The organism is Flavobacterium sp. SLB02, from assembly GCF_009664855.1.
Classification (GTDB): Bacteria; Bacteroidota; Bacteroidia; order Flavobacteriales; family Flavobacteriaceae; genus Flavobacterium.
The window spans coordinates 5,350,860-5,367,583 of the sequence record NZ_CP045928.1 but is presented as its reverse complement, the minus strand read 5'-3'; the positions used below and the strand labels follow the sequence as shown (position 1 = coordinate 5,367,583).

General features: G+C 35.4%; 17 protein-coding genes. 3 read left to right on the top strand and 14 right to left on the bottom strand.

The annotated features are described in order from the left end of the window. Positions 1-74: 74 nt before the first annotated feature. From GIY83_RS20245 to GIY83_RS20205, 9 genes are all read right to left on the bottom strand, one after another. Complete coding sequence (locus tag GIY83_RS20245) at positions 75-479, bottom strand: transposase (protein WP_229029144.1); 405 nt, start codon at positions 477-479, stop codon at positions 75-77. 47 nt (positions 480-526) lie between these two features. Further along, on the bottom strand, positions 527-1,885 hold the full coding sequence (locus GIY83_RS20240) for a rhodanese-related sulfurtransferase (protein WP_208683129.1): 1,359 nt from the start codon (positions 1,883-1,885) through the stop codon (positions 527-529). A 217-nt stretch (positions 1,886-2,102) separates the two neighbouring features. Beyond that, entirely contained in the window at positions 2,103-2,513 is a 411-nt protein-coding gene (locus tag GIY83_RS20235) for a BrxA/BrxB family bacilliredoxin (protein ID WP_026982321.1), read from the bottom strand. A gap of 237 nt (positions 2,514-2,750) precedes the next feature. Next, the gene (locus tag GIY83_RS20230) at positions 2,751-3,926 is read right to left on the bottom strand and encodes a lycopene cyclase family protein (protein ID WP_208683127.1); all 1,176 of its coding nucleotides are present in this window, start codon (positions 3,924-3,926) and stop codon (positions 2,751-2,753) included. 18 nt (positions 3,927-3,944) lie between these two features. Beyond that, entirely contained in the window at positions 3,945-4,406 is a 462-nt protein-coding gene (locus GIY83_RS20225; protein WP_194618019.1) for a thioredoxin family protein, read from the bottom strand. 49 nt (positions 4,407-4,455) lie between these two features. Continuing rightward, the gene (locus GIY83_RS20220; protein WP_194618020.1) at positions 4,456-4,641 is read right to left on the bottom strand and encodes a hypothetical protein; all 186 of its coding nucleotides are present in this window, start codon (positions 4,639-4,641) and stop codon (positions 4,456-4,458) included. Positions 4,642-4,648: 7 nt separating this feature from the next. Next, the gene (locus GIY83_RS20215; RefSeq protein WP_194618021.1) at positions 4,649-6,910 is read right to left on the bottom strand and encodes a TonB-dependent receptor; all 2,262 of its coding nucleotides are present in this window, start codon (positions 6,908-6,910) and stop codon (positions 4,649-4,651) included. 643 nt (positions 6,911-7,553) lie between these two features. After that, positions 7,554-8,465 (bottom strand): NAD(P)/FAD-dependent oxidoreductase, encoded by a 912-nt coding sequence (locus GIY83_RS20210; RefSeq protein WP_208683125.1) that lies wholly within the window; start codon positions 8,463-8,465, stop codon positions 7,554-7,556. Between the two features lie 9 nt (positions 8,466-8,474). Beyond that, positions 8,475-8,828 (bottom strand): MerC domain-containing protein, encoded by a 354-nt coding sequence (locus GIY83_RS20205; protein ID WP_208683123.1) that lies wholly within the window; start codon positions 8,826-8,828, stop codon positions 8,475-8,477. Positions 8,829-8,921: 93 nt separating this feature from the next. Between GIY83_RS20205 and GIY83_RS20200 the strand changes: the two genes are divergently transcribed. The 3 genes from GIY83_RS20200 (at position 8,922) to GIY83_RS20190 (ending at position 12,005) form a co-directional block, all read left to right on the top strand. Further along, positions 8,922-9,314, top strand: a complete 393-nt coding sequence (locus GIY83_RS20200) for a Fur family transcriptional regulator (RefSeq protein WP_194618024.1) — start codon at positions 8,922-8,924, stop codon at positions 9,312-9,314. Positions 9,315-9,388: 74 nt separating this feature from the next. Continuing rightward, positions 9,389-11,260 carry an Nramp family divalent metal transporter gene (locus GIY83_RS20195; RefSeq protein WP_194618025.1) on the top strand — a complete coding sequence of 624 codons (1,872 nt, stop codon included), beginning with the start codon at positions 9,389-9,391 and terminating at the stop codon, positions 11,258-11,260. A 91-nt stretch (positions 11,261-11,351) separates the two neighbouring features. Further along, the gene (locus GIY83_RS20190) at positions 11,352-12,005 is read left to right on the top strand and encodes a metal-dependent transcriptional regulator (RefSeq protein ID WP_194618026.1); all 654 of its coding nucleotides are present in this window, start codon (positions 11,352-11,354) and stop codon (positions 12,003-12,005) included. Positions 12,006-12,121: 116 nt separating this feature from the next. Here GIY83_RS20190 and GIY83_RS20185 read toward each other — a convergent pair whose 3' ends face one another. The 5 genes from GIY83_RS20185 to hemH form a co-directional block, all read right to left on the bottom strand. After that, positions 12,122-12,523: a hypothetical protein gene (locus GIY83_RS20185; RefSeq protein ID WP_194618027.1), complete on the bottom strand. Its 402-nt coding sequence runs from the start codon at positions 12,521-12,523 to the stop codon at positions 12,122-12,124. Between the two features lie 164 nt (positions 12,524-12,687). Continuing rightward, positions 12,688-13,470, bottom strand: a complete 783-nt coding sequence (locus GIY83_RS20180) for an enoyl-CoA hydratase/isomerase family protein (RefSeq protein ID WP_194618028.1) — start codon at positions 13,468-13,470, stop codon at positions 12,688-12,690. 10 nt (positions 13,471-13,480) lie between these two features. Continuing rightward, complete coding sequence (locus GIY83_RS20175; protein WP_194618032.1) at positions 13,481-14,896, bottom strand: ATP-binding protein; 1,416 nt, start codon at positions 14,894-14,896, stop codon at positions 13,481-13,483. Between the two features lie 124 nt (positions 14,897-15,020). Then, complete coding sequence (locus GIY83_RS20170) at positions 15,021-15,569, bottom strand: CopD family protein (protein WP_194618029.1); 549 nt, start codon at positions 15,567-15,569, stop codon at positions 15,021-15,023. A gap of 36 nt (positions 15,570-15,605) precedes the next feature. Next, positions 15,606-16,622 (bottom strand): ferrochelatase, encoded by a 1,017-nt coding sequence (gene hemH, locus GIY83_RS20165; RefSeq protein WP_208683121.1) that lies wholly within the window; start codon positions 16,620-16,622, stop codon positions 15,606-15,608. Positions 16,623-16,724: the final 102 nt, after the last annotated feature.

Genomic DNA, 16,724 nt, shown 5'->3' with positions numbered 1-16,724 from the left:
TATATTTTTACCTTTGCGGATGTTTTATCAACATAGCCCGTGGTTTCAACCACGGGAAACGTATCAAAGAGGGATTATTTATCCCCCAATCGATGTAATTTTACAAAATCATCATCTTGTCCATTTTTCTTAAGGTGATGATGCTTTTGATTTTTAATGTAATTGTAGACAATATCTAACTGAGATTCGCTTACAGAGAAAGCAGCAAATCCGGTTTGCCAAGCAAATTTTTCAAAGATAAGTTCTTCTCGATTTATAAAATGAGAAGAACTTCCTTTTATTTGCTTTACAATATCTGTAATAGTTTTTTCTGGATTTTGTAAAAACAGAACATGTACATGATCTGGCATTCCATTAATTATTCTAACAGGACATTCAAGTTCAGTTAACTCTAGCCAAATCAAATCGAAAAGTTTTTTTCTATTGAATAACCAATTAATTCCTGACGATTTTTGGTTGCCCAAATCGCATGAATCCATAGTTTCGTAAAGGATTGTGACATAAATAAATTAGCATAAAATTTCTGCTAATTTACAATTTTATACAATTTATCTGACAAACGAATACGGAATGGAACTTCAAAAGTAACCCGATCTCCAATTTTAGCAGTAGTGGCTTCTGCTTCGTTGACGATCATTTTTTCTAAAATCAATTCCTTATTACCTGTAGTAGGTCCGGAAATTAAGATTGTATCACCCCAATTTAATTCGTGGTTTTCGATAGTAAAAAGACCAACTTGTGCTTTTACATAATAATGCTCTGCTTTTCCAAGAAGTACTTTCTTTACTTTTATTTTCTGACGAATATCTACTGTTTTTTCTGTAGTACCTAAAGCAGTATTTGGCAATTCGCCTGAATGTTTGAATTTCAAACTATCTGATTTTCCTTTTCTGAAAACCTTGTTTCCAACTTGTTTTCCGGTTCTTAAACGAACCTGGTCAACAAGAGGCATGTGTATAACCTCAAGACATTCTGTAGAACAACAGTTTTCCATTGCAGCCTTACATTCATCACACTGAATAAACAACAAATGACATCCGTCATTTTCGCAATTAGTGTGATTGTCACAAGGTTTTCCGCATTGGTGACATTGCGAAATAATATCATCGGTGATTCTTTCGCCAAGACGATTATCAAATACAAAGTTTTTTCCGATGAACTTGCTTTCCAATCCTTCAGCTTCAATTTGTTTGGCGTAATTAATGATTCCGCCTTCTAATTGAAAAACATTTTTAAAGCCCTGATGCTTAAAATAAGCACTTGCTTTTTCGCAACGAATTCCTCCGGTACAATACATCACCAGATTTTTATCTTCTTTATGGTTCTGAAGCTGATCGTTGATGATTGGCAAACTTTCTCTAAACGTTTCAACGTCTGGAGTAATAGCACCTTTAAAATGCCCTACTTCACTTTCGTAGTGATTTCTAAAATCAACAACAATAGTATTGGGATCATCAAGGATTTCGTTGAATTCTTTGGCTTTCAAATGAACTCCTATATCAGTAACATCAAAAGTTTCATCGTTCAAACCGTCGGCAACGATTTTATCACGCACTTTAATCGTCAATTTTAAAAACGAATGGTCATCGTGTTCTACCGCTTCATTCAAACGTATACCTTTCATGAAATCATACACTTCCAGAGTAGCTCTAAAAGCCTCCAAATTTTCTTCAGGAATACTCATCTGAGCATTTATTCCTTCGTTGGCAACATAGATTCGGCCTAAAGCATCAAGTGCGTTCCAGGCTAAGAATAAATCATCTCGAAATTTTTTGGGATCTTGAATTTTGGCATACGCATAGAAAGACAACGTTAGTCGTTGTTTACCGGCATCATCAATCATGATGGCTCTTTCTTCTGCGCTTAAAGTGTTGTACAGTTGCATGCTATAAACTAATTTAAGTTGAGAAATTATTTTTTGAAGGTGCAAAAGTACGAAAAAGGTTCAAAGTAACAAAGGTACAAAGCGATAAAGGTTCTGCGTTGCTGAGTTTCTAAAGTGTGAAGGGTTAAGAATATATTTTTTAAAAACAAAAAAGCACTATATTTCTATAGTGCTTTAAAATCTTTGTACAACTGTACCTTTGACTCTTTGAACCTAATTAGCAAAATTCGTTAAACGCATCTTGCAAGTTCTCAGCAATTAATTCTGCTGGGCGACCTTCGATGTGGTGACGCTCTAACATGTGAACCAATTCTCCGTTTTTGAACAAAGCCATAGATGGCGATGATGGAGGAAAAGGGAACATATGTTGTCTTGCAGCATCTACAGCTTCTTTGTCAACACCTGCAAAAACAGTAATTAAGTGATCTGGTTTTTTAGCTCCTTCTAAACTCATTTTTGCTCCTGGACGTGCATTTCTTGCAGCACAACCACAAACAGAGTTTACAACAACTAAAGTGGTACCTTCAGCTTTGATAGCGTTATCTACAGCATCAGCACTATGTAAATCTTGAAAACCTGCAGCAGTCAATTCAGCTTGCATTGGTTTTACCATTTCTTCTGGATACATATCTCTTTATTTTTAAATTTTACTTTTGATCTGCAAAGTTACAAAGTTTACTCGCAACTAGTTAATTTCAGGTATAAAGTTTTGTTATAGTTCGATTGATATTTTACTGTTTTAAAAATGGCCCACAGATTTGGCGGATTTAGGCTGATAAACGCAGGTTTTTATTTGAATTTTATACTGATAAAAGTCAAGAGTAGATTTGTTATAATTGGCAGAATCTGCGTGAAGTAAACTTTTTTATTTGAATATTACCCGAAACAAAGCCTTGATAAATGGCATTTTAGGGCATTTTAAAATAACTTTAAAATCCTCTCCTAAACTGGTTTCTTCATCCAGAAACTTAAATATCAAAGCGGAATTTCCTTTTTTGAACATGGATGAAAAAATAGTACTTCCCAATTCGTTATGGCGATAAAGTATGTCTAATAATAACAAATCATAAAACCAGAATCTATTTTTCTTGTAAAACGTCGACATCTTTAGCGATCCGAAAGCTTTGGAAGAAGGATTTAGAAACGCTACCAATTCAGATGATTTTTTATCCGAATTTCTAAAGGTATAACCTGTGCTGGCTTTTGTCCATCCGCCAGCAGTTCCGATATTCAACACTCTTTTGGTGTTCTTTTTCCAAAAAGGAAAACACGTCATTGGAATACTTCCCTGCTCCTTTTCGATAATTTTATATTGATCTCCTCCCAGATTTCTCAGGTAGATTTGAATCTCTTTTTCGTATTCTTCTTTGGGAAGAAGATTTTCAGAAAACAAAGTATACTCCACTAAAGCTTCGGTTTTAGAAATCGGCAAGACATACATAAAACGTGTATTCCCTCTTTGTTCTACCGAAAAATCCATAAAAGTAGTCTGGTCAGGATTGAAGATTTCAGTTTCATTTTTTACAAACCAACCTACAAAGTGCTGTTGCAGAACCGGATATTTGGTCTGACTTAAAGCAAAAGCTTTGGTATAAATACTGTTGAACAAATAATCACAAGTATATCGATTGGCTTCTGTCCCGACAAAAACATGGGTTTCGAGTTCGTTGATATCGGTTACTTTTTCATTTAGAAAAGTAATATTTTGATGTTTCGAAAGTTCCTCAAAAACAAAATCATAAAAATCTAATCCCCAAATTTGATTGTATTGATAAGGATTAAGGTCTAAATCACGCCTGAAATCTTCATTGGCAAACAAGGCTGAATCCCATTTTTTTGAGATGACAGAATTCCAAAGCGTTTCCTCTCTTGCCCAAAAGCACCAGGTTCTGTCATTTGTTTTTTTCGCATCTTCATCTAACAACAAAATAGATTGACCAGAAAATTTCCCCGTTAATGCCATTTTATAAACGGTCATCAAAGCAGATAAACCTGTTCCGGTAAAGATGTAATTGAAGTGTGGAATTTGTGAAGAAGCCATTTTCAAAAATAAGAAATTTTATTCTTTCAATTTTTCTAAAAGCAGTTTAAAATCCTTTGGGTTAAGATAGTTATTGTATTGTAAGATAATCTCTCGTTTTTCATTCAGAACACACAAAACCGGATATACAATTTGGTTATTCATGGTTCCCAACTGCAAAGCCAGCTCATGAACACCGACATTATTTCCCGATGGTTTGTATTTAAAAGTTTTATTATTAAAGCTAATATCTCGTTTTTCCTCTGCATTCAAATCAATAAAATAGAAATCGGAATTCAGTTTTTGAATGATTTCCTGATTTTTAAATGTCGTATTTTTCATTCTTTGACAAAACTGACACCAATCAGTATGAATAAAAACGATTATTTTCTTGTTTTCAATGTGCTGCAAACTGTCTACTTCCTCAAAAGATCTGCTTTTAAGTTGACAGAATCCTGTTGAAGTAAATGCTAAAAAGATGATTAGAAATAGCTTTTTCATTTGTTTTGTTTTTTGCCACAGATTGAAAGGATTAAAAAGGATTTTTTCTTTAATACTTAGGAGAAAGTTTGCCACGAATTGCACTAATTTCCACTAATTCAATTCCTGGCAAAACTATTTTAGTTGTTTTCTTTCTACCAAACAAAAAATCAGCTAAAACCTGTTTAATCTGTCTCATCCGTGTGCCATTTAAGTAAGTCAAATAAATCATTTTAATCCTTTCAATCTGTGGCATTAATAACTTATTTCAAAGTATATCTCAATCCAAAAAAACCTCGAATTGTTTGGTTTTGTCCGTAAACATAAGTGGTATCAAAAGTCAAACCGTAAGGATTATCCGGCGTAACCAGAACTTTTCCGGCCGCATCGTATTGCACATTTTTATCGAAAGGATCATTGGTTCTCGAAATCAAAAATGGATTATTTCGTTTTGGTGTAAAGTTCAAAAGGTTTTTTACTCCGCCATATAGCTCAAAATTCTTCCAGCAAGTAAAAGTAAACTGAATATTCTGAATACTATACCAAGGCGAGTTTGGATCTCTAGGATCTAAATCGCTCAACAAAGGCAACTTCATCGGGCTGTACACATTTCCGGTATAATCCAGTAACAAATTCCAAGGTTCTATTTTGTATGAAACACTCCAGGTTGCGGTGAAATTCTCGGTTAAAAAAGGTCTTTCCGAAATTCCGTCCTGAACATTTTTATTATCTAAAACCGTTGCACCAAGAATAAACTTTAATCCGTTTGTAAAATTCAAATCAACATTGGTGCTGATTCCCTGGCTTATTGCATATCCATTAATGTTATCATAAATAATTTTATTAGGATCAGTTTCGTAATCAGATATGATTTTATTGCTGAAACGAGTATAAAAGGCCGTTGTTTCAATCCCAATAAAAGTCCCGTTTGCAAAGTTTATTTTCTGAATATAATTCAGGTTTGCATTTACAGATCTTTCCGGTTTCAAATCACTTTTTATCACCACATCTCTGGATCCGGTAAGTGCTGCATGATCTTCGGTAAATAAATTTACAACGCGAAATCCGGTTCCGGCATTCAAACGGAAAATGGTATTTTCATTCGCTTTCCATCGATATGCCACTCTGGGTGTATAAATCGAACCGTGAATCGAGTTGTAATCGTAACGCATTCCTAACAAAACCTGGCTTTTTGGAGAAAGTGTAATTTCATCCTGAACAAAAATTCCCGGCAACCACGTACTTTCAGCTTCTTTTGTGGCGGTTGTATTATCATCGTAATACGAATATCGGGTAGCAATTCCGGCGAGGAAATCATTTCGGCCTATCTTTTTATCCCAGGTTAGTTGCAGAAAACCTATTTTCTGATTGGCGATATAAGATGTTGTGCCGTAGCGGCTGTCTTGGTAATGCACATTTCCGGAGAATGAAAGCATTAATTTTTCTTCGAATGGCAATTGGTAACTTCCTATCAACTCTCCCCTTTTGGTATAAATACTTTCTCCGTAAATTTCATCACCACCGCGGTATTTCTTTTCCCAACGCACGTCTCCACCCCAGCGATCTTCGTACATTCCGCGGGCTGCGATCGAAAACAAACGGTTATTTTCTCTTTGAAAGTTCCACTTATTAAAAACCGAAATTCTTTGCGAAAGTGTCACATCCGTAAAACCGTCTTTGTCTTTATCGACAATCTGATTGTAATCGAAGTAATTGATTCCTAAAAGTGTCGTTGATTTTTTGGTTGGATTGAATTTCATTCCCAAATCGACATTGGTTTCTAAATACGAAGTCGTGAAAACATCTGCAGAAAACAAAGGCGCGTTCGTTGGATTTTTAGTAATAATGTTGATTAAACCACCCACAGCTTCACTTCCGTATAAGGAAGAAGCAGGACCTTTTACAATTTCAATTCTTTCGACCAAAGAATTCGGAATTCCGGATAAACCATAAACTGTCGAAAGACTGCTCACAATTGGCATTCCGTCAATTAGAACCAAAGTATATGGACCTTCTAGTCCGTTAATATGAATATCGCCCGTGTTACAAACACCGCAATTAAGCTGTGGCCGAACGCCATTGATGTTTTGAAGTGCTTCGTAAATACTTGGAGTTGGATTCTTCTTGAAAAAAACCGGTGAATAAACCTCAACCGGAACAGCACTTTCTAATCGTTTCACGGCTTTTAAGGTTCCCGAAACCACCACTTCGTTCAGTTGATTTTCGTTATCGGTTAATTCAAAATCATAAGATTGAATGGAATCTTTGATAACTTCTATTTTCTTCTTCACAGTCTGAAAACCTACTTGAGAAATCTGAATAGTATAATTTCCAATGGCAACATTTTCTAATTTATAATACCCTAAACTATCTGTAACTGTTTTGTGTTTTGTTCCTGTTAACTGAACATTCACCAACTGTAATTTATGGCCTTCGCCGGAGATAAATCCAGAAATAGTAGAAGTTTGCTGTGCGAACGAAATCTGCAAACCAAACAAAAGCAATACCAAAAATAGTTTTTTCATTGTTGTAAAATTAAATTTAGACAAAGCTAAAAATTAAATTTGATAAATAATGTTTCTAAAGCAAAAAACTTTTAAATGTGTTTTAATTCAATACTTTGGCATTGTTTTCAACACATAGAAACAAAGGTTTTAAAGTTTCTTTTTTAAGGAAATAAAAAGAAAGCTCTTTTTCTAAAACATAGCCCGAATATGCGAATTGATACAAAAGTGAAACGCTTTTTTTAAGCGCTACAACTATGTTTCTATGTGTTTAAGGAAAACATCATGAAATATAAACAGAACCGAAAAAAGACTTTAACCAAACCTATACAATTTGGCTAAAGCCTTTTTTCAATTCAAATCTTTATTCCCCTAGCTGAAGCTAGGCGCTATACAAACAGAATTTTATAGATCCCATTATAAAACATAACTAAACGGTGTAAACCAATAAAAAATGGAACATCTTTTTTGTACCTTTAGGCACTAAATATTGGTAGAAATATGAATTGGAATAAATTAAAGCGTGCCGTAGGTACGCAACAAAACGATAGCTGTTGTGTACCTACGGCACGCCAAACAAATCTCGAACTAATAACTACCAATATTTAGTACCTAAAGGCACATTTCAATCTTTGACTCACGTAACTATTTATCCTTCAAAGAGCTAAACAAATTCTTCATCGATAATTTCTTTATTGATCATTGCTCCTGCAAAAGATCCAGAAGAAACCGCCAATGCAACAGATCTTGCCTGAATATGACAATCCCCACTCGCAAAAACGCCCTGAATGGTCGTTTTCTGAAAAGCATCTACTTTCAATAAACCATTTTCAGTCAATTCGCAGCCTAAAGCTTCCGGCAAAGGACAATGCTGTTCAAAAGGAGCTTTGTAATAAATGGCTTTGATCTCTATTTTAGATTGATTTTTAAAGATAATCTGCTGAACATTTCCGTTTTGATGTTCCAAAGACTCGATTTCATCCTCGATAATTTTGACGTTATGTTGCTCCAATAATTGAGTTTGCTGTTTTGTTAGAGTTGATTTTCCGTTCGTTAATAACCATAAGTCTTTGGTCCAGTTCGAAATCATTTTAGAAAATTCAAAACCCATATCACCATTAGCGACGATTGCAGTTTTCTCTTTTTTCACTTCATAACCGTGACAATACGGACAATGCAAAACCGAAATCCCCCAGCACTCATAAAAACCAGGAATCTGTGGCAGTAAATCTTTTACACCTGTTGCGAACAATACTTTTTTAGAAGTAAAGATTTTTCCGGACTGAGTTTCGATTTCAAATCCAGATTCTGTTTTAATTGCGTTGATTGCAAGTCCGTTATAGAATTTTACCGTATCGTAAAAGTCTACCTGGGTTTTGGCTTTCACCGAAATTACAGCGGGTTTTTCACCATCATGTGTGATGAAATTGTGCGAATGTGGCGTTTGTCTGTTGCAAGGAAAGCCACTGTCGATAACTAAAACGTCTCGCAAAGAACGGCCCAAACTCATTGCAGCCGAAAGTCCGCTATAACTACCACCGATAATGATAACATCATATGTATTATTTTCTATCATAGTTGTGATTTAATGATTGTTATTTTTATGCATTTTATAATTTAATAGATGGCCGATGATCATTCCGACACCTCCAATAAAAATCAGATCGAGATGAATATCCAGAAAAAGCTCCGCCAGAACACTGATCCAGATTAGCGCCATAGAAATAATAAGTACTGTAGAGATTAAAAGACTGGATTTATTTATAATTTTGATAATTGCAAATAATCCCAGTGTCGCAAAAATCAAATCTATAACTGGATTATGACTGATGCCTAAAGGCAGAATCGTTAAGAGCGGAAAAACCAGGCAATGAACCAAACAAATGGTTGCACTTGAAATTCCTAAAATATCGTAAAAAGGTGTGGTGGATTTCTTCATTTTCAGTACATTTGCTTAATGCAATTTTGTTGCAAATATATCAATTTATTTTAATTGCAACATTGTTGCAATAATATTTTTAATTTCATAAAAATGAAAACAACAAGAAATACAGCAGCAAAGACGGCCGTTTTAGAGATTTTTGGTAAATCTAAAACTGCGCTGTCTCATGCCGAAATTCAAAAACAAACCGGAGATTTATGCGATCGCGTTACGATTTATAGAATTTTAGAGCGATTGGTAAATGACGATATCATACACAAAATTGTAAATCTTGACGGAACGGTTAAATATGCAAAATGTCATCATCATGCCCAACGCGTACACATTCATAACCATGCTCATTTTAGCTGTGAAAAATGTCTGGAAATAACTTGTCTTGAAAATGTAAAGCCGAGTTATATTATTCCGCACAATTACAAAGTCAATGATATAAACTTTACATTGTCAGGATTATGTCCGAATTGCTTAAATTCTAACATTTAAAATTTAGACTAGTCTAAAAATTTTGTTGCACGAATATAATTTTTGTATATATTTGTTCAAACAACATTTTTACAATGGGTAAATCTTTAGAAGAAGTTCACCAATCGGTCGCAACACAGCATAAAAAAACAGGTTTCAGAAAAATATTAGCCTTTTTAGGCCCGGCATATTTAGTAAGTGTAGGATACATGGATCCGGGAAACTGGGCAACAGATATTGCCGGCGGTAGTCAATTTGGGTATTCCCTACTTTGGGTTTTGTTAATGAGTAACTTAATGGCTTTGTTGCTTCAAAGCTTAAGTGCCCGACTCGGAATCGTTACGCAACGCGATTTAGCACAGGCTTCAAGAGAAACATATTCGAAATTCATCAACTATATTTTATACTTTCTGGCCGAAATTGCCATTGCGGCTTGTGATCTTGCCGAAGTATTAGGAATGGCGATTGGTATCAACCTTCTTTTTGATATTCCGCTCATAGAAGGTGTTTTGATCACGGTTTTAGATACTTTTTTATTACTATTCTTAATCAATAAAGGAATCCGAAAAATGGAGGCCTTTATTATTGTACTAGTTGCCATCATTGGTTTCTCTTTCATTTTCGAAATGATTTTTGCCGAACCGGAACTGGACAAAGTTTTTTACGGACTTATTCCGTCAATGCCTAATTCAGCTGCTTTGTATATCGCTATCGGAATTATTGGAGCAACGGTAATGCCTCACAACTTATATTTACATTCTTCTTTAGTTCAAACCCGTAAATTCGACCGAACTCCTGCAGGAATCAAACAGGCTTTGAAATATAATCTTATCGATTCTACAATCGCTTTAAACCTTGCCTTCTTTGTCAATGCTGCGATTTTAATTTTGGCTGCAGCCACATTTTACAAAAACGGAATGTTTGAAGTTGCCGAGATTCAGGATGCACATCAGTTTCTCGAACCTTTGTTAGGAACTAAATGGGCTCCTATTTTATTTGCCGTTGCTTTGATCGCCGCGGGACAAAGCTCAACCGTAACGGGAACTTTGGCCGGACAAATCGTAATGGAAGGATATTTGAATTTAAGGATTCAGCCTTGGGTAAGACGCATTATAACACGTTTGATTGCCATTGTCCCTGCCGTTGTTGTGATCTTAATTTACGGAGACAGTGTAACCGGAAAATTACTGATTTTGAGTCAGGTGATTTTAAGTTTGCAATTAGGGTTTGCAATTATCCCGCTGATTCATTTTGTGAGTGATAAATCTAAAATGAAAGGTTTTCATATTTCAAGAACCACTCAAATTGCCGCCTGGATTATTGCTTTGATTATTGTTTCGCTAAATGCAAAATTAGTTTACGACGAAATTACTTCATGGCTTGAAAACTCAGATTATCCCGTAATTCTATGGTTAACGGTTGTTCCGCTTGCCTTTGCATTCCTTGCTTTGCTATTGTATATTATTGCAAAACCGTTTATTGCAAAAGCAAAATCGAATATCGAGAATCATTCACCTCATCATTTAAAATTAGTTTATACGCCAAAAGAAAGTTACGGCAAGAAAAATATAGCGATTTCTGTAGACTTTTCCAAAGCCGATGAAGCTGCACTTAACAATGCCTTTGAACTGGGCGGAATCGATGCGCAATACACCTTAATTCATATTGTAGAAACCGTTGGTGCTTTAATGTACGGCGGTCATGTTGACGATCACGAAACAACTATAGACGAAAAATTATTATTAGAATATAAAGAGATGCTTTCGCAGAAGGGCTTCAGGATCGAAACAGAACTTGGTTTCGGAAAACCTAACACCGTGATTCCGAAGATTATTAATGCAGGAAGTTTTGATATTTTAGTAATGGGAACCCACGGCCACACTGGATTAAAAGATATTTTATTTGGTACAACAGTAGACAAATTGAGACATAAAATTTCAATACCTTTGTTGATTGTTAAAAGATAGGCTCAAAGTGACAGAACGACAAAGACACAAAGATTTAAAACCTTTGAACCTTTGAGCCTCTGAACCTTTGCCCCCTCAAAAAATAAAAAAAATGACTTTCTCAGAAGAAAATTATCTAAAATCGATATATCATCTTACTACTTCTAATGATTCAGAAGTAAGCACGAACGCTATTGCGGAAATGATGGAGACTAAAGCTTCATCGGTTACGGATATGCTTAAAAAGCTTTCTGAAAAGGATTTGGTAAATTATAAAAAATACCAGGGTGTTTCTTTGACGGAAAACGGAAAATTAGCGGCTAAAATGATCGTGAGAAAACATCGCCTTTGGGAAGTGTTTTTGGTTGAAAAACTGAATTTTTCCTGGGATGAGGTTCATGATATTGCAGAACAACTGGAACACATTAAATCCGAACAATTGATTAATCGTCTGGATGATTTTCTGGGAAATCCTACTGAAGATCCGCATGGTGACCCGATTCCGGATGCGAATGGAAGAATTGTTAAGATCGAGAAACATTTACTTTCTGAATTAACAGAAAACCAAACCGGAGTTTGCGTGGGCGTAAAAGATACTTCTTCTGAATTTTTACAATATCTGGACAAGCAAGGAATTGCTTTGGGTTCTCAAATTGAACTTTTATCTAAAGAATCTTTTGATTTATCTGTTAAGATTAAGATTGATGGTCGCGAATTGTCTATATCGAATAAAATTGCTTCTAATTTATTTGTGAAGCTAGTTTAAAAGGGTTATTTTGCGGAGAATTGCACGAAGGTTCACGAAGTTTTTTATAAAGTTCCGGAGCAACGAACCATTTTGTAGCAACGGATTTTAATCCGTTGACCACAAAGTTTTAAATTTTAAACAATTCCCTTCTCGATCATTTCTAACATTACCGGAGACGCATTCTTGAATGTTGGCTCTTGCTCGATAATGCTTCCTGCGTTCTTTTTGTTTACTTTAAACGTCACATCATTATCTGTTGTAAATAAAAGCGCTGTCAAAAACGGATTTTTGATGTAGGTTCCCAAAACCAATAAAGCTTCATCTAAAGTATGTGTACTTTCGATTTCTTCAGTTTTATAACGGGTTGTTAATGCTATTGAATAGGTATTATCTTCGTTTATCGCCAAACGGAAATAGATGTTTTTGATCTCGGTATCACCGATGGTTTTTGCCAGAGTTAGTTTGGCAAAAGTTCCGGCTTTGATGCTTTCTTTGACGCGTTCGCAAAAAAGGGCAAATATTGGTATGTAGGACATGGATATTTGTATTGAGTTATTTAACCGCAAAAGTAGTCTTTTACCGTTGTGTAATTTTACCACAGAGTTGCACAAAGATTTCACAGAGATTCACAAAGAAAATTTAAGGCAAAGCTCTGTGTAGCTTTGCGTAAATACTTTGTGCAACTCTGTGCTATAAAACTTTACTTCCCTGTAAATTCAGCTTTACGTTTTTCTAAGAATGCCGTTGTTCCTTCTTTAAAATCCTGAGTTCCGAAGCATTTTCCGAATGATTTTATTTCGGTTTCGAAACCGTCTTTACCGTCTTTATAATTGGCATTGATTGCTTTTATCGCTTTGCTAATGGCAAAAGGAGCGTTTTTAATGATTTTTTGGGCAATTACTTTGGTAAAATCCAACAACTCGACTTGCGGCACTACGTGATTTACCAAACCGTATTGTTTAGCTTCTTCGGCAGAAATCATGGCTGCGGTCATGATCATTTCCATTGCGCGTCCTTTACCTACTAATTGTGGCAAACGCTGTGTTCCGCCGTAACCTGGAATTAATCCTAAAGTTACTTCCGGCAATCCCATTTTGGCATTATCTGAAGCTACTCTAAAATGACATGCCATTGCTAATTCTAATCCTCCACCAAGAGCAAAACCGTTTACGGCAGCAATTACGGGTTTCTTTAGGTTTTCGATATAGTCAAATAATGATTCTTGTCCTTCGGCGGCTAATTGCGCGCCTTCAATAATGGTATAATTGGCAAATTCTGAGATATCGGCTCCGGCAACGAATGCTTTTTCGCCAAATCCTGTTAGTATAATTACTCGGACATCATCGTTTTTACCTAATAATTTAATGGCTTTACTCAAGTCACTGATAGTCGCTTTGTTTAAAGCATTTAACTTTGTAGGTCGATTAATGGTTACGGTCGCAATTTTGTCTTCAATCGAGATTAAAAGATTTTCGTAGTTCATGACGGTTAGTTTATGAGTTTGTAATGGGCAAAGAAACCCTAAAAGTGGTTCCTTTTCCGTATGTTGATTCAAAGGTAATTGTTCCTTTGTAATTTTCTATGATGTTTTTTATAATTCCGAGACCAAGTCCCATTCCGCTGGTTTTAGTGGTAAACTTTGGTTCGAAAATTCGGCCTGTATCTTGTTTCTGGATTCCTATTCCGTTGTCTTTTACGGCAATTTCTACATTATTATCTCTACGTTTTACCGTAACCACAATAGATTTATGAAACTGACTTTCCGGAATGGCCTGAGTTGCGTTTTTAACGAGATTGGTAATCACACGGATCAACTGTGTACGATCCATTTTTGAGATGATTTCCTCTTCTTCGCTTTCAAACACAATATAATCCTCGTTGAAGATATCTAATGCTAATTCGACCACTTCAACCACATTTAAGGTTTCGTTTTGCTGTGCGGGCATTGAGGCAAAATTCGAAAATGCCGAAGCTACCGCTGTCATCGTATCGATTTGCTGAATTAAAGTTTCGGAATAATCGTTTAGTTTTTGCTTTACGTCAGGCGCTGTTGGATCAAACTTCCGTTGAAAACTCTGCACCGTCAAGCGCATTGGTGTAAGCGGATTTTTAATTTCGTGCGCCACCTGTTTTGCCATTTCGCGCCAGGCTTCTTCACGTTCGCTTTGGGCTAGTTTTATGGCACTGGTTTCAAGTTTATCGACCATTCCATTATAAGCCTTTATCAGGAAGTTTACTTCTTTGCTATTGGCTTCTAATACGATCTTTTCGTTTTTCTGATCTAAATTGGTTTCTTCTAAACGATCTGAAATGGTTTTTAGTGATTTTGTAATATAAGTTGAAAGGAAATACGCCAAAGCAAAAGCTACCACCAACATAAACGAATAGACCTGACTTAAACGAATCAGAAAGGTATTCAATTCGTTATCATAATAACCGTCGTCTTCTAAATAAGGAAGATTTAAAATTCCAAGTGGTTTGAATTTTTCGTCTTTGATTAAACTGTAGGAGGATCGGTTTTTAACTCCATCTATAGTTTTAATATCTACAAATCTCTTTTCGATTGAGGAGCGCACTAATTTCAGGATGTATTCCGGAATTGGCGGTGCTACTTTATCAACCGCAAAAGATTCTTTTGATGATTTTAGTAATTTCCCGTCAAGGCTGTAAATATTGATTTCGATTTTGTGAATCTGGGCCAGTTCGTGGATTTTATCTTTAAAAATAAGATCCAGATTTCCGGTTTTTAAAGGATAAGTTGTCGTCGATAAAACATAATTGATATGTTCTTTTACCGCATTTTCTTTACGTTCGAGGCGTTCCTGATGGTATTCTTTGGCTTCGTTTTTAAACTGAATAATCGAAATGGAAGCTAATAAAAATGATGCCACAACAATCAATACAATCATCGAAAGGAAAATCCTGACACGCAATGAAAGCATCGACATTTTGAAGTTGTTTAGCATATATTTTTAGTATTCAGTCTCAGTATTCAGTCTCAGTCTCAGCATAACTGAAAACTGAGACTGAAAACTATTTTTTTTCTCTAATTCTTTTATAAAATCGGAAACCAAGCATTATTAAAACCGAGAATACAATGATTCCTATAACGCCGAAAATCCAGTTGATGGCACTTTTTAAAATTACTAAAAAAACCACCGCAAAAAGTATAATCGTGGCGCCTTCATTCCATAAACGCATAAAATTGTTGGAATATTTTACCTCATCGTTTTGCAATTGCTTGAAAATTTGATGGCATTTTAAATGATATAAATACAATAAGAACACGAAAGCCAGCTTTACATGCATCCACGGCATTTTAAGCCAGGCTTGTCCTAATTCTGTAAAAAACAACATCCAAAAAGCAAAAATACTAGCCAAAATTGCTGATGGCCACGTAATAATGTACCACAACCGGTAGGTCATTATTTTGTATTGCGCTTGTAAAATTTCCTTTTCAGGCGAAGGTTTTTCATTGGCTTCGATTTGGTACACAAATAAACGCACAATATAAAACAATCCGGCAAACCAGGTGATTACAAAAATAAGATGTAATGATTTTAAGTAGTTATAGTATTCCATTATAAAGTCTTTTTTCTTTACTCTTTATTCTATTTTCTATTTAGCCGCCCAATCATTAATCCAGTTCCCAACTGTTTCACACCATTCGTCATCGTCATTCAAACATGGGATTGCTAAAAACTCTTTACCTCCATTGGCTTCAAAATCTTCTTTGGCGCGCATAGCAATTTCCTCCAGCGTTTCTAAACAGTCTGAAACGAAAGCTGGTGTTACAACTGCAAGATTCTTGATTCCTTTTGCCGGCATTTTATCGATTTCAACATCTGTATAAGGCTCTAACCATTTGTCTCCCGCTAAACGTGACTGAAATGTCAAACTGTATTTATCTGCCGGAAGTCCTAATAATTTTACGACTTGTCTGGTAGTTTCATAACATTGGTGACGGTAACAGAAATCATGCGCCGGTGAAGGGGTACTACAACAAGAACCATCAATTTTACAATGTGATTTGGTTACATCGGTTTTGCGAATATGACGTTCCGGGATTCCGTGATACGAGAATAATAAATGATCGTAATCAAAACCAACTAAATGTTTCTGAATTGAATCGGCCAAATTCTTGATGTAATCCGGTTTGTTATAAAACGCAGGAACATCAGTAAAAGTCATTTGTGGAAATTTCTTTTTACGGATTTCTTCGGCTTTTACTAAAATTGTTAAAGTCGAAGCCATTGCATATTGCGGATATAATGGGAAAAGCAATACCTCTGTAACTCCTTTATCGTGCAATTCCTGAAGTCCTTTCTCGATGGTCATGCTTCCGTAACGCATAGAAAGCGCCACAGGAACATTTACTAAAGGTTGTACTTTTTTCTGCATTCTTTCTGAAAGTACTACTAAAGGAGAACCTTCATCCCACCAGATTTTTTTATACGCATGTGCTGATTCTTCCGGTCTTTTTCTTAAAATAATTCCTCGAACCAACAAAGCTCTTAATAAATACGGAACATCGATCACGTATTTATCCATTAAAAATTCATCTAAATACGGTTTTACATCTTTTGGTTCCGGACTTTCTGGAGATCCTAAGTTTACTAATAATACGCCTTTCATTATAATTTTCTTGCTTTAGGCTTTAAGCTTTAGGCTTTAAGCATTTGTTTAAATTTTCGTCAAAAGTAGCACTAGCCACTTCTTAGAAATATGATAATTATT